This is a genomic window from Micromonospora profundi (assembly GCF_011927785.1).
In the GTDB taxonomy this organism is placed as follows: domain Bacteria; phylum Actinomycetota; class Actinomycetes; order Mycobacteriales; family Micromonosporaceae; genus Micromonospora; species Micromonospora profundi.
On record NZ_JAATJK010000001.1, the window covers coordinates 3,363,684 to 3,378,048 of the forward strand.

A 14,365-nucleotide genomic window follows, 5' to 3' on the forward strand; every position below is an offset into this window, starting at 1 on the left:
CCGACTGGCGGGCCGGTCACCTGGCGGGCAGGTGGCCGGCCCGGCACTCGGATCACTGGATGGCAGGCGCGTCAGGCCGGGACGCCTTCGGGTCGGCGGGGCCCGCCAGCTCGAGTTGGGGTAGCAGTGCGGTGACGTCCTGGTGCCAGCCGCGGAGCTCTGCGACCGTGGGTGCGAGTTCATAGGTGTGGTGGTGCATCGCGCGCGACAGGCCGTGCCAGGCGGTGCGCGCCGTCGAGGCTGCCTCGGCACCGGCGAAGGTGGGCAGAACGAGCAGTTGGTTGCGCATGGGGCGGTCGACGACGGAGGGGGCGACCCGATCCCAGTAGTGCCGCAGCCCTTGTTCGAGGGCGAGGCGGGTCAGGCAGGCGGATCCCCGTTGCCAGCAGCGGCGCATGCTGGACGGCGGGTGCAACAGCAGCGCACTGGCAGCGCTCAGATACGTGTGTGGGCTCACGGCTGACTCAGCCTCCCCACGACCGCACGTGCGTCGGACACGAGCCCGGCAAGGTCGCCGGAGCTCCCGCCGTGGGCACCACGGTTGGCGAAGGCGACCACCCGTCGGGCTGCGGGGTGCAGCCGCTCCAGCGGCTGGTTCAACTCTTTGCCGGCCCGCCGGTGATCCGACAGGAGCGTCAGCGCGAGGGTCGGTCGCAGGCCATGCGCCTCGCTGATCGCCGCCTCGGTCTCCGCGATCGGCAGCCCGGCCCGGAAGTCACGGGTACGGATCCGCTCGTGACAGGTGAATTCGAGGGCGTCGCGGATCAGGTTGCAGACGACCGGGCGGCGGACCTCGTCGGCCATGTCGTCGTCGCGAACGATGGCCGCCGCGTCGTCGAGGTAACGCCGGGCGGGGTCGCCGTGCGCGTCACCGGTGACGGTGACCTGGGACTGCGCCAGCCTGCTAACGATGCGGATCCGGGCGTCGAGCTGCAGGTGTCGCACTGCGGCCGGAAGGCGGTCATCGTGGGTGAACACGATGACCTGCCGCTGCTTCGCCACCTGGTCCAGGACCTTGGCCAGCCCGTACACCTTGGCCGGGTCCATGGACTGCACCGGGTCGTCGATGACGAGGAACCGGAACGGGCTCTCCGGCATCGTGGCACGCGGTAGGAAGAGCGCCAGGGCGAGCGAGTGCAGTTCGCCCTGGCTCATCACCCCCAGCGCCGCCCCGGGTACTCCGTCGACGTTTACCTTCAGGTCCACCCGCCGGTTGGTGCCGGTGCCGGCGAGTTGGATCGCGCCGAGGTCGACGTTGCTCTCCTGCCGCAGCGTGTTCCAGATCTCGGTCGCTTCCGCGGCCACCGGTGCGAGCTTGTCGTTGCGGATGCTCCCGCCAACCTTTTGCAGCCAGGTGACCGAGGCCTTCAGCGCCGTGAACATCTGGACGGACTGACGGCTCGCCTGCTCGGCGTCGATCCAGGCGCGGATCTGGTCGGCGAGCGGCTGCCAGGCGGCCTGCCGGCGTTCGAGCGCCTGCCGTGCTGCCGCCTTGACCGGCTGCAGGACGGTGGTGAGCGCGTCGAAGGCGGCGAGCGCCGCCTCGGCGACCTTGTGCGAGTCGACCGACCCAACCAGCTCGTCCCAGTGCTGCCATCCGACCCGGGCGTCGCCGGTGTCCACCCCCTCGGCGGTGAGGTCGACGGCGAGTACGGACGGCAACTGGGGCAGCCAGGTTCGCAACGTACGGCGCGAACCCCGCTCGATCTCGTGGGCTTCGTCGAGGCGCTCGGCCCGCTCGGTGAGTCGTCGCAGCTGCGCTTGAGCCTGCTCGGCCCACGCCTCGTCCAGGGTGCGACCCCCGCACACTGGACAGGGCTGGCCCGGGTGGCTGTGGTGATGGCGCAGGGCGTCGCTCAGCAGCTTGGCGAGCGCCCGAGCTTCCTCCACCGGCGTGCCGGCCAAGTCGTCAATCTGTTGCAACGCCCCCCGGAGTCGCTCCAGCTCGCGTACCAGGGCGTCTCGTTCGGGAAGGCCGAGTACGTCGAGCTGGCGCAGCGGCACGAGGGTCGTGTCACTGGTCGGCTCGTCAGCGGCGGCCAATGCCGCAAGCACGTCGAGGGCGGCGGCCTTGCCGCTGAGCGCCTGCTCGGCGCGGCGGGCGCGCGGGTCGGGGTGGGCGGCGAGCGCGGTCCGCAGCTGCGGCAACTGGGTGCCGGCCAGCTTTCGCTGGTCGTCCATCTCCTTACGCGCGGTCTTGAGCATGGTCTCAATCTCGACAAGGCGACCGAGGCCGAGGATGCGGTGCAGCGAGTCGTGCATCTCGCTGGGGCGGCCGCTGAGCAGCCCACCGAGTTCGGCGTAGGAGAGGAACGGCCGGTACAGCTCCAACGGCTGCGCCCATCCGAGGTCGGCAACCGACTGCCGGGGCTTACCAGCGATCTGCAGGAACGTCTTGCCATCGTTGAGCCCTGCCTCGGGCTCCCAGTCGCATTCGACGGTGGCACCATTGCGGTGGCCTTCGACCCCGAGTCGTACGTGGATGCGAGGGCTTTCGGTGGCGTGCAAGTTGCGCCAGCCCTCCTGCCAGACCGAGCTGCGGCCGGCCCACCGCTTGTTCTCACCGGTCATGGCGAACTCGGCGGCCTCGGCGAAGCTGGACTTACCCGAGCCGTTGCGACCGGTCACGATGGTCAGTCCCGGTCCGGGTACGAGGTTGAGCGTGGCGGTGGGTCCGATGCCGCGGAACCCGGTCACCTCGATGCTGGCGAGGTAGGTCCCGATCGGTTCCGGGGTTTCGGTGTCGGGCGATGGGGGTGTCGGTCGGCGCGGTGTCGCGCCGCCGAGCACCGAGGCGAGCTCGTCGCCGCCGAGCAGGGCGGCGATGACGAGGTCCTTGGCGGTCTCGGTCAGGTCGGAGTGGTCGAGGTGGTCGAGGATGAGCTGGTCAACGGTGTCGGCTTGAGGGTCGGTGCTCATGTGGTGCCTCCTCTCATGGGAGGGGGGCGAGTGGCCGCGCCGGAAGGCGGGGCAACTCGCTGCGTCGGCATGAGGAATCTGACCGGCCGGAAGGGCTGGGCCGGACATGAGGGTGGTGCGCCCGGGCGTCGACACCCGGACAGGAAGCATCGGCGGCAGCCGAGGTAAACCTCGACCCGCTCACTGAAAACGACACTAGCACACTCGGCACTGAAAGCTGTGTCAAACCGTTTACACGCCCCAGGGGTCGTGTAGAGTGATCCACGAGCAGGACGATGCATGAAATGACAGGACACCGATGCCCAGACACGCCCAGGTGACCGCCGCCGAGATCTCCCGGCTGGCCGGGGTCACGCGCGCCACCGTCAGCAACTGGCGTCGCCGTCACTCAGACTTCCCGGCCCCAACAGGCGGCACGGACAGCAGCCCGGCCTACGACCTGGACGCGGTCCAGGGCTGGCTTGCCGCGCGAGGTCAGCTCCCGGCCACCTCACCCGCCGACGACCTGCGCACCGCCATCCGCGCCACTCAGGCCGGCAGCGGCACGCCGACCAGACTGCTACCGCTGGTCCTGGCCGCAGCCCGGATGGCGGGCAGCGACCTGAAGCAATTCGGCGACCTCCCCGACAGCCAACTGCCCGAACGGGCGCAGCAGGCGATCCGGCCACTCCTCGCCGAGATACCCGGTGCGGCCGGCATGACATACGACGCGGACGAGGCACCGCTGCTGCGGGCGCTGCTGCACTGCGTCGCGGACGAGGGAGCATTGCGGGCCGCAGACGTGCTCGCGGAAGGCGACCTCGACGCCACCAGCGCCGGCGGCATGTACGACACCCCCGCGCCGGTGGCCACGTTGATGGCCGACCTGCTCGCGGAACCGGGCGAGCCGTACCCGACGTCCGTCATTGACCCCGCCTGCGGTGCCGGTGGCCTTCTTCTCGCGGCCGCAGCCCGCGGGGCACGGGACCTGTACGGCCAAGACATCGTCCCCGCGCAGGCCGCGCAGGCCGCCGTGCGCCTCGCCCTTCAGCCCGCGGAGACCACCACTCAGGTGAGCGTGCGTGCCGGCGACAGCATCCGTGCCGACGCGTTCCCGGCCCTGACCGCCGAGGCCGTGCTCTGCGCCCCGCCCTACGGCGACCGCGAGTGGGGTCACGAAGAGTTGGCGTACGACTCACGGTGGGAGTTCGGCCTGCCGGCGAAGAGCGAGTCGGAGCTCGCCTGGCTCCAGCACTGCTTCGCGCACTTGGCAGAGGGTGGACGCGCTGTTCTCCTCATGCCGCCAGCCGCCGCCGAGCGCGGTTCGGGCCGCCGGCTCAGAGCCGAGATCCTTCGCGCTGGCGTGCTTCGGGCCGTCATCGCCCTACCGCCCGGGGTCGCACAACCTCTACACGTCGGCCTTCACCTGTGGGTAATCGAACGCCAGCACCCGCAGGCCACGTTGCCGTTGAACATCCTCATGGTGGACACCGCCACCCCCGACGCCGCCCGGCCTGATCAGCCACCAATCAGACGCCAGACGGTGGACTGGCCCGCGCTGCGTGACGACGTGCTCAAGGCGTGGAACGACTACGACCGGCATCCAGACAACTTCGATCCCGTTCCGGGCGTGGCTCAAGCCGTTCCCATCATCGACCTGCTCGACGAGACGGTCGACCTCACGCCCGCCCGTCACGTCCGGACCACCCCGGTGCCGGCGATGCCAGACGAGCTCGCCGCGATCGGCCACGAACTGCGTGCCAGGCTACGGCGGGCAGCCACGGGGTTGATCACTTTGAGCGGCGGCGAGGCCTGGCCGCCCGTCGGCGCCGCTCCCCTGTCCTGGCGCACCGCCAGCATCGCCGACCTCCTACGCGGCGGCGCGCTGGAGCTCCTGCGGGTACCGGCGGCGATTCGCAGCTCAACACCCGTCGCAACAGACCCGTCCGCGCCGTCCACCCTGACCCCCCGAGACGTAATGTCACACAGCCCCGCTTCCGGACCCGCCGAGGACGGCATCTCGGGCACCGAGATCGAAATCCGAGATGGTGACGTCATCCTTCCGGAACTGCTGCCGAACGGCGCTGGCATCGCCCGGGTCGCGGACGCCCGTGACGCCGGCCTCCACCTTGGTCGGCACCTTCATCTCCTGCGACCTGATCCCGCCCGTCTCGACCCGTGGTTCCTGGCCGGATTCCTGGCCGCCGAGGAGAATCTCAGCGCCGCGTCGTCCGGCAGCACCGTGATCCGCCTCGACCCGCGCCGCCTGCGGGTGCCGCTGCTGCCCCTCGCCGAGCAGCGGCGCTACGGCAAGGCATTCCGCCAACTGAACGCCCTGCGCACGGCGGCCGACATCGCCAGCCGCCTCGCCGACGAGACGGCCCGCACCCTTGCGGCGGGGCTCGCCGGCGGCGCGCTGCAACCACCCGGCGCCGAGTAGACGCCATCCTGAACCTGACCCGACTCCCCCAGCCACCCCAGCACCTGCCCTTCGAAAGGACCCCGTTGAACAGCAGCAAGCACACCGAGCTGGCGAATCACGCCTGGTCGGTCGCCGACCTCCTCCGCGGCGACTACAAGCCGTCCGACTATGGCAAGGTCATCCTGCCGTTCATCGTGCTGCGCCGCCTGGAGTGCGTCCTCGATTCCAACCGCGACAAGGTCCGGGCGGAGTACGACCGGCTCAAGGATCAGAACGTCGACGTCGGCCGGTTCCTGCGCCGAGCCTCGGGGCGCAGCTTCTACAACGTGAGCGGCTACACGTTGAAGTCGATCGCCAACGACTCCGCTCAGGCCGCGAAGCACCTGATCGCGTACGTCGGTGCTTTCTCCGAGAACGCGCAGGAGGTGATGGAGCGCTACGAGTTCCCCCAGCAAGTCCGGCGACTGGACAACGCTGGCCTGCTCTACCGAGTGGTCGGACGCTTCGCCGACCTCGACCTGCACCCCTACCAGCGCGACAAGAAGACCGGCGAGATCCTCACCGACGAGGACGGCCAGCCCTTGGTCAACGTTTCCAACCATCAGATGGGGTACGTCTTCGAGGAGCTGATCCGGCGCTTCGCCGAGCAGTCCAACGGACCCGCCGGTGACCACTTCACCCCGCGCGAGGTCATCGAGCTGATGGTCAACCTACTCATCGCTCCCGACGACGATGCACTGAGCATCCCAGGCACCTCCCGTACGGTGATGGACCCGGCCTGCGGCACCGGCGGCATGCTCTCGGCAGCCGAGGAGCACATCACCAAGCACAACCCGTCCGCGACCGTCACCGTCTTCGGCCAGGAGCTCAACCCGGAGTCGTGGGCGATCTGCCGATCCGACATGATGATCAAGGGCCAGGACCCAGAGAACATCAAGTTCGGCAACTCGTTCAGCGACGACGGCCACCGCGGCGCCCACTTCGACTACCTGCTGGTCAATCCACCCTTCGGGGTGGATTGGAAGAAGGTCAAGGACGAGGTCGAGACCGAGTACGAGACGCTCGGGGAAAGCGGCCGGTTCGGCGCCGGGCTACCCCGGATCAACGACGGCTCGCTGCTCTTCCTCCAGCACATGATTTCAAAAATGAAACCAGTCACCGCCGAGGGCAAGGGCGGCAGCCGCGTCGCCATCGTCTTCAACGGCTCCCCACTCTTCAGCGGGGCAGCCGAGTCCGGCGAGTCCCGGATTCGGCAGTGGATCCTGGAGAACGACTGGCTGGAGGGCATCGTCGCCCTGCCGGATCAGCTCTACTACAACACCGGCATCTCCACGTATTTCTGGATCCTGACCAACCGCAAGGCCAAGGGCCACCGCGGCAAGGTCGTCCTGCTCGACGCCCGTGACCAGTTCGCCAAAATGCGCAAGTCCCTAGGCGACAAGCGCAAGCTCGTCACCCCCGACCAGATCAAGCAGATCACCCGGCTCTACGCGGAGGCGCTCGACGCCGCCAAGGACCCCGAGCACCCGCAGCACGGCAAGGTGAAGGTCTTCGCCAACGAGGACTTCGGCTACCGCAGGATCACCGTCGAGCGCCCGCTCAAGCTCCGCTTCGAGGTCACCGAGGAGACGCTGACCGCACTGGCCGTCTCGAAGCCGATCCAGAAGGTGTCAGACGCCGACGCACTGGCCACCGCGCTGAAGCCGCTGACCGGGCAGGTCTGGGCGACGAAACGGGCGGCGTGGGACGCACTGCGGAAGGCGATGGCCGAGGCCGGCGTGCTCTGGCCTTCTGGCACCGCCTTCCAGAAGGCGATGCGGGACATCGTCGGGGTACGCGACCCCGAGGGCGAGGTGCAGCTCGTCAAGGGCAGCCCCGAGCCCGACTCCGAGCTGCGCGACTACGAGAACGTGCCGCTCGACGAGGACGTCGAGGAGTACCTGCGCCGCGAGGTGCTTCCGCACGCCCCGGACGCCTGGATCGACCACGAGAAAACCAAGATCGGGTACGAGATCCCCTTCACCCGCCACTTCTACGTCTACAAGCCACCTCGTTCGCTCGCTGAGATCGACGCCGAGCTAAAAGCGCTCGAGGCCGAGATCCAGGCCCTCCTCGGCGAGGTGACGGCGTGACGAAGTTGTTGCCGCTTAAACGTATTGCGCGGCTACAGTATGGCGAGTCTCTGGCGGCAGATCAGCGCGTCGACGGCGAGTACCCCGTCATGGGTTCCGGCGGCATCTCTGGCACACACCACCGCGCCAACTTCCGGGCCCCCGGAATTGTTGTCGGCCGCAAAGGTAGCTACGGGTCGATTCACTGGGCTTCAATCGACGGGTTCGCCATCGACACGGCCTACTACATTGACGGGAGTTGCACTTCGGCCCACCTGAGATGGCTATACTACGCGCTCCAAGCTGTGGACCTGCGTGGAGTTTCTCAAGACGTCGGAGTGCCTGGCCTATCTCGCGAATCCGCTTACGCCGCCCTAATTCCGGCGGCACCCCCCCAGGAGCAGCGCCGAATCGCCGATTATCTCGACACCGAAACCGCTCTCATTGATGCGATGCAGTCAAGGACGAGGCGACAGATTGCAGCCCTGGTCGAACGCCTTAACGAGTCCGTTCGATTGGCGACATCGATTGGATCCGGCGCTCGCCGGAAAACCGGGATCGCGTGGATGCCTGAGATGAATGAACGGTGGCAACTCTTGAAAATCAGCCACGCCTTCAGAACAGGAAGCGGCACGACGCCCACCTCGGATCGATCCGAATACTTCGACGGCCCACACCCTTGGGTAAATAGCGCAGACCTTAATGACGGCGAAATAATAAGAACCGAAAAGTCGGTAACCACCGAAGCGCTGTCGGACTTTTCCAGCCTAAAGATCCATCCGGCGGGATCGCTTGTGGTGGCGTTGTACGGACAGGGCTCAACCAAAGGGAAGGTCGGAATTCTCCGAATCGATGCCTGCTTGAATCAGGCATGCTGCGCTTTGATTCCCATCGGACCGATCTCCGAGGACTATGCTTCTTACTGGTTCCGCGGACACAAGCAGGGAATTGTTGGACTGGCGCTTGGGGCAGGGCAGCCGAACCTAAGCCAGGACCTCATCAGACAGCTCCGAATCCCTGCTCCCGACCGCCCAGAACAGGATCAGATCGTCGCAGAGCTGCACGAGCTCGAGGAGGAAACACGAACCAAGTTGAAGCTTCTTCGCGCTAGAGAGCAGTTGCTCAGCGAACGGCGGGCAGCTCTGATCACCGCCGCTATTGCCGGCCAGATCGACATCTCCACCGCCAGCGGACGAGGAATCGAGGACTGACGCGCCATGAGCCCCATTCACCACGAGTCTGCTTTCGGTGACGCGATCGTCGCTTCCCTCCTCGCCGGTGGGTGGGAGCGCGGCGACACCGCCGACTACCGCCCCGATCTTGGTCTGGACACCCACCAGCTCTTCACCTTCATCGGGGCCACTCAGGCCGCCGAGTGGGAGGACCTGGTCACCTCATACGGCGGCGACCGGGACGCCACGCAGCGCGGGTTCGTCAAGCGCCTCGACCAGGCGATCGCCACCGACGGGCTGCTCGACGTGCTGCGCAAGGGCGTGAAAGACCACGGGGTACGCATCCGGGTCGCCTACTTCAAGCCGTCGTTCGTGGAGTCGGACGAGATCCTCGCCGACTACCGACGTAACCGGCTCACCGTCGTACGGGAGTTGGCGTACGCCACCAAGCAGGCCGACCGGGGCAACCGGCTGGACCTGGCTCTGTTCCTCAACGGCATCCCAGTGGCCACGGCGGAGCTCAAGAACCCTCTGACCGGCTCAGGGGTCGAGCACGCCAAGGAGCAGTACCGGACCGAACGCGACCCGACCGAGCTGATCTTCTCTCGCCGCGTGATCGCCAATTTCGCCGTTGACCCGGACCTGGTCTTCGTCTCCACCCAGCTGCGCGGCAAGCCGACCCGGTTCCTGCCGTTCAACACCGGTTCGGAGGGCCCGGGTCGGCCGGGCGGCGAGGGTAACCCGCCGGCCACGGAGTACGGGAAGTACGCCACCTCCTACCTGTGGGAGGAGATCTGGCAGCGGGACAACTGGCTCGACCTGCTGGAGCGCTTCGTTCACCTGCACAAGGAGAAGGGTGCGGATGGGCGCACTCGAAAGTCGTTGATCTTTCCTCGCTACCACCAGTGGCATGCCGTGAAGAGGCTGACAGCGCACGCGGCGCGGCACGGGGCCGGGCACAACTACTTGATCATGGCCTCGGCTGGGTCGGGGAAGTCGAACACCATTGCCTGGCTCAGCCACCGCCTGTCGTCCCTGCACGCAAACGGTGACGTGGCCGAGCTGGACCCGGACGCGGTACGAGCCGGCCTGCAGCCTGGCTCGCCCGTCTTCGACAAGGTCATCATCATCACCGACCGCCGGAACCTCGACGCCCAGCTCCGCGCGACGGTCGGCAGCTTTGAGCAGACCGCTGGCCTGGTGGTGAAGATCGACGAGAACCATGGGTCGAAGTCCGAGCAGCTCGCGAGGGCCCTCGGGCGCGAGACGGGGAAGATCGTCACCGTCACGCTGCACACGTTCCCGGCGCTTGAGGAGTACCTCAAGCAGAATCCGACCGAGATCCAGGGCCGGCGGTTCGCGATCGTCGTCGACGAGGCGCACTCGTCCCAGTCCGGCGATGCGGCCGCCTCGGTCCGGGCGGTGCTGCGCGACCTGGGCCTCGATGCCGACTCCGACGACCCGGGCGCGACCAGCGCGCCGGCCACACCGGATGTCGAGGCTCAGCTCAAGGCCAACGCGCGCAAGCGACAGCGGGCGGCGAACCTCTCTTACTTCGCGTTCACCGCCACCCCGAAGCACAAGACCCTCGAAGGTTTCGGCACGCTCGGCGAGGACGGGAAGTACCACCCGTTCCACACCTACTCGATGCGGCAGGCTATCGAGGAGAAGTTCATCCTCGATCCGCTGCGCAACTACGTCACCTACAACACCTACTGGAAGCTCGTCAATGGCAACCGCGACGAGCGGAAGGTCGACGCGGCCAAGGCGAACCCGCTGCTGGCACGGTACGCGCTCACCCACGACTCGACCGTCGCCCAGCACGCGCAGGTGATCGTCGAGCACTTCCGCACGCACACTGCCGGAAGGCTTGGCGGACGGGCGAAGGCGATGGTGGTCACCGCAGGCAGGCCGCAGGCCGTACAGATGGCCCGGTCGATAAAGAAGTACATCGGCGACCTGGGCTACGCCGACCCGGGGGTCCTGGTGGCGTTCTCCGGCACCCTCACCTACGACGGTGAGGAGATCACTGAGGCGAAGGAAAACGGCGGGCTGCCCGAAACCGCCCTGCCGAAGGCGTTCGCCTACACACGTGCCGACGACAAGGCCGCCCAGGCCGGCGGAGCCGGCCAGCCCGAGTACCGGATCCTGGTGGTCGCGGAGAAGTACCAGACCGGCTTCGACCAGCCGCTGCTCACCACGATGTACGTCAACAAGACGCTGACCGGCATCGCCGCCGTGCAGACCCTGTCCCGGCTCAACCGCACCGCCGACCGCAAAAGCCAGTCCGACCTGGCGGTGCTGGACTTCGTCAACGACGCCGAGGACATCAAGGAGTCCTTCCGCCCGTACTTCGAGGAAGCTGCCACCCTGCCCTCGGACCCCAACCTGCTCTACACCGCGCAGAGCAGGGTAATGTCCGCGCCGGTTCTCGTCGACGAGGAGATGCAGGCGTTCGCGGCGGCTTACCTGGCTGCCCAGCGGCAGGCCGCAGGTAACACGGCGAAGTGGGAGAAGCTCCACGCCGAGCTGTACCGACATCTCGATCCTGCGGTGACCCGCTTCGCCGACCTACTCAACGGCGACGAGGAAGACGACCAGGAGACGGCTGAGGCACTCCGGGCCGACCTGAACGACTACGTCCGCAAGTACAGCTTCCTCTCCGGCATCGTCACGTACATCGACGCTGAGCTTGAGCGCCTCTACCTCTATGGGCGGCACCTCCTCAATCGGCTGCCCCGTGGTGAGGACGGCGGCGTGGACGTCGGCGAGATCGACCTCAGCCATCTTCGAGTGGAGAAGACCGGTGAGCACGATGTCAGCCTCGTCCCCGAGGGGCCGGCCGACATGAAGGGCTTCGGCGACGGATCCGGCGGTGCGAAGGAGTCGGAGAAGTCGCTGCTGTCGGAGCTCATCGACCGGTTCAACCAGAAGTACGGGACCGAGTTCACCGAGCAGGATGTCATCAAGCCCTTCAACGAGGCGCTAGCCGACCCGAAGGTGCGGCTGGCCGCCGTCGCCAACGACGAGGAGAACTTCGGCCACGTCTTTGACCCGGTCTTCGAGGACAAGATGATGGATCACTTCGACAGCACCGCCGACCTGGGGCGTAAGTACTTCGACCCGCAGCAGAACTTCCGCAGCTCGCTCAACCGCAGCGCCCGCAGCGCCGCCTGGCGGCTGATCCGCCGGCAGGAGGGAGTCGTCGACGACGAGGTGGCCTGACCCACTGACGCCGTCGCGGCGCCAACGTGACACGCCGCGGCGGCAACCCTGGACGATGATCGGTTCGACCGCAACACTGACCATCTGACTGGGACAGTCGCAGGGGTGGAGGCAACGGTGCGGGCAGAGCCGATCGCCGGTCGATACGAGCGGGTCGAGGAGATCGGCTCCGGCGGCATGGGGCACGTCTGGCGCGGCTACGACAGCGTCCTCGACCGCGAGGTCGCCATCAAACTCATCCGCGTCGAGGCCGTGCAAACCCCGCAGCAGGCGGAAGAGTTCGCCAAGCGATTCCGCCGCGAGGCCCGCGTCACCGCACGCATCCAACACCACGGCGTGCCCCAGGTGTACGACGCGGTCCTCGACCGCTCCTACGACCGGCTCTACCTGGTGATGGAGTTCGTCCGTGGCACCGCCCTGCGGGCCTTTATCGACCCACAGCATCCGCTGCCGGTTACCTGGGCCGCCGCTATCGCCGCGCAGATCTGCACCGTCCTCTCCCACGCCCACGCCATCCCCGTCGTGCACCGCGACCTCAAACCCGACAACGTCCTGGTCACCGCGGATGGGGCGATCAAGCTCCTCGACTTCGGCATCGCCGCCATCCTGCGCACCGACGTCACCCGCCTCACCGCAACCGGCAGCGCCCTCGGCACTCACCACTACATGCCGCCCGAGCAGATCCAGAACGCACAGATCACGCCGCAAAGCGACCTGTACGCCCTGGGCTGCGTGCTGCACGAACTCCTCGCCGGGCAGCGGGTCTTCGCCGGCGGCAGCGACTTCGAACTGTGGCACCAGCACGTCACCGAGCCGCCACCACCTCTACGGACGCTCCGCCACGACGTGCCCGCAGCGATCGAGGAGCTGGTCCTCGATCTGCTGGCCAAGGCCCCAGAGGACCGGCCGGCGGACGCCTACGACGTCTACGAGCGGCTGCTGCCCTTCCTGCCCCTACCTGGATCGGCACCGCCCGCCTCCGAGCGCGCGAGCAGCACGATGCCCGACCCGACGCTGGTGTACCGCCGACCCAATGCGCCCCGCCGCCGACCCGCACCCGCTCCCGTGGTCCCGGCGCCGCGCAGTGGCACGTCGAGCGCCGATCCGGCGGCGATCCTGCGGACCGAGGTTCGAGACGCGATCAAGGCTGCCGTTGCCCAATCCGACGAGCTGCTGGACGACGAGCGGTTCGCCCAGGCTGCCGAGGTGCTCGAGGGTGTGATCGGACCCGCCAGCGAGGCGCTCGGTGCTGAAAGTCCACGGGTGCTGGGTCTGCGATCACGGCGAGCGGCCATTCTCATCATCGGCGGGGACTTCCGGCGCGCGCTGCCGGAGTTCGACGCCCTCGCCGCCGCATACACCCGTACCGCTGGCCCCACCAGCGAGGACGCGTTGGAATGCCTGCGGCAGGCAGCCCATTGCCGGGCGGAACTCGGCCAGGCCACCACAGCCCTGCGCCAGTTCCGGCAGGTGCTGACGCACGTACGCGCCGCCTCCGGCGACGTCTCCCCCACCGCTCTCGACCTACGTTTCAACATCGGCATACTGCTGGTCTCCGAAGACAAGGCCGCCGAGGCCGCAGACGAGCTCCAACCGCTGCACGACGACCTCTGCGTCGTCTACGGCCCAGACCATGAGCTGACCCGGGAAGTGGCCGACCTGCTTGCCCGGCTCAGACTCGCCGCCGACTGATAGTTCCGCCACCACCGTTGGCTCAGGTCTCCCCCCGCGGGATTGCTCCCGGCCTCGATGATCTCTATGCTTCCTGGGCGTCAAGAGTGGTCAGCGTCAAGCCTCCCGGCTTGCTGACCCGGCAACCGCGCCACCCGCGCACGGTGCCTCCGGGGGAAGACCAGGTCGACCGCAAGCTGCGGCACGGCAAGAGCGGGTGCCTCATGGCACCGGGAGAGCGAGTTCACCGTGCCGTTCAACGAGCTGGACCTGGCCGCCTTCGCGGTCTGCCTGACCTGCGGGCACCTTCGCGACGGTGCCCCGCGCGAGCAGCGGTGCCGGTGCCAGCCCCGTACGCCGGAGTGGGAGCAGCAGTGGCAGGGCCAGGACATCCCTGGTGACCTCGACCTGTGTGTGTTGTGCGTCCGGGACACGGTGATCACCCGAACCCGGTGGTCGTGGCTGGCCTGCGAAACCTGCCGACACGTCTCGCAGCTCGTCGGCGAATGGTACGGCCACCGTGCTGCACTGCCGCTGGGCCGGCACTCGCTCATGAACGGCGACGTGGTTCAGCCGCCGACGGCCGCGAACACCGAGGTCGCTGCCTCGCTGGTGACTTCCGCGCGGCGTGGTAACGAGCTGCGCGAGTGGCAGCAGGTGGAGTTCGACCGGCTCGCCGAGCCACTACGCCCAGTCGGCCCAAGTGTGCCGCTGGTCGAGTGGCAGCGACGGTGGTCGCCGTCGCTCGGAGCAAGCGTCGACGCTTTCGACCGCTACGGCGTCATGCCCGTCCCCCACGACCTCAGCAGCCTCCGGCAGGCGCAGAACGAATTCTTGGCCACCGCTCGTTGATCGCCAGTCCAGCC

The 14,365-nt window shown here is 67.8% G+C and carries 8 protein-coding genes and 1 riboswitch; of the genes, 6 read left to right on the forward strand and 2 right to left on the reverse strand.

Going from position 1 to position 14,365, the window contains the following annotated elements; translation table 11 throughout:
- Positions 1-52: 52 nt before the first annotated feature.
- Positions 53-457 carry a hypothetical protein gene (locus tag F4558_RS14695; RefSeq protein WP_167944713.1) on the reverse strand — a complete coding sequence of 135 codons (405 nt, stop codon included), beginning with the start codon at positions 455-457 and terminating at the stop codon, positions 53-55.
- Complete coding sequence (locus tag F4558_RS14700) at positions 454-2,919, reverse strand: AAA family ATPase (RefSeq protein ID WP_167944715.1); 2,466 nt, start codon at positions 2,917-2,919, stop codon at positions 454-456. The genes F4558_RS14695 and F4558_RS14700 overlap by 4 nt, the downstream gene beginning before the upstream one ends.
- 298 nt (positions 2,920-3,217) lie before the next feature.
- Here F4558_RS14700 and F4558_RS14705 point away from each other — a divergent pair, with 298 nt between their 5' ends.
- The 6 genes from F4558_RS14705 to F4558_RS14730 all read left to right on the forward strand — a co-directional run bounded on the left by F4558_RS14705 (position 3,218) and on the right by F4558_RS14730 (position 14,351).
- Positions 3,218-5,338 carry an N-6 DNA methylase gene (locus F4558_RS14705; protein ID WP_209273303.1) on the forward strand — a complete coding sequence of 707 codons (2,121 nt, stop codon included), beginning with the start codon at positions 3,218-3,220 and terminating at the stop codon, positions 5,336-5,338.
- 65 nt (positions 5,339-5,403) lie between these two features.
- Positions 5,404-7,452 (forward strand): type I restriction-modification system subunit M, encoded by a 2,049-nt coding sequence (locus tag F4558_RS14710; protein WP_167944717.1) that lies wholly within the window; start codon positions 5,404-5,406, stop codon positions 7,450-7,452.
- Entirely contained in the window at positions 7,449-8,642 is a 1,194-nt protein-coding gene (locus F4558_RS14715) for a restriction endonuclease subunit S (RefSeq protein ID WP_167944719.1), read from the forward strand. Before F4558_RS14710 ends, F4558_RS14715 begins: the two co-directional genes overlap by 4 nt.
- Before the next feature lie 6 nt (positions 8,643-8,648).
- Positions 8,649-11,828, forward strand: a complete 3,180-nt coding sequence (locus tag F4558_RS14720) for a type I restriction endonuclease subunit R (RefSeq protein ID WP_167944721.1) — start codon at positions 8,649-8,651, stop codon at positions 11,826-11,828.
- A gap of 117 nt (positions 11,829-11,945) precedes the next feature.
- On the forward strand, positions 11,946-13,520 hold the full coding sequence (locus tag F4558_RS14725; RefSeq protein WP_167944723.1) for a serine/threonine-protein kinase: 1,575 nt from the start codon (positions 11,946-11,948) through the stop codon (positions 13,518-13,520).
- Positions 13,521-13,598: 78 nt separating this feature from the next.
- Positions 13,599-13,719: riboswitch (SAM riboswitch) on the forward strand.
- A 29-nt stretch (positions 13,720-13,748) separates the two neighbouring features.
- Positions 13,749-14,351: a hypothetical protein gene (locus F4558_RS14730; protein ID WP_167944725.1), complete on the forward strand. Its 603-nt coding sequence runs from the start codon at positions 13,749-13,751 to the stop codon at positions 14,349-14,351.
- Positions 14,352-14,365: the final 14 nt, after the last annotated feature.